This is a genomic window from Telluria sp. AZSoR62 (assembly GCF_058111565.1).
This window is the reverse complement of the sequence record NZ_JBYTST010000635.1, coordinates 1-233: the sequence shown is the minus strand read 5'-3', so window position 1 is coordinate 233 and position 233 is coordinate 1. Positions and strand designations below refer to the sequence as shown.

At 53.6% G+C, this 233-nt stretch carries 1 pseudogene; it reads right to left on the bottom strand.

What is annotated here, in order from left to right:
* Nucleotides 1-214, bottom strand: a pseudogene (locus AC3XQU_RS24995) (excinuclease ABC subunit B); the annotation flags it as partial.
* Nucleotides 215-233 lie beyond the last annotated feature (19 nt).

Genomic DNA, 233 nt, shown 5'->3' with positions numbered 1-233 from the left:
ACATTGCGGATATCTGTGGCACCATGACGTGGGATTCATCGACGAACAGAAGCCCATCTTTCGGCAGGTAATCCAGCAATGTGATCGGAGGCGAGGCCGGGTCCCGTTCGCTGAAGTAGCAGGAATAATTTTCCATGCCCGAACAATAGCCTACCTCGCGCATCATCTCCACGTCATGCGTGATCCGCTCGTACAGCCTGTTTGCCTCGACCAAGCGATTATTCCTGTTCAGC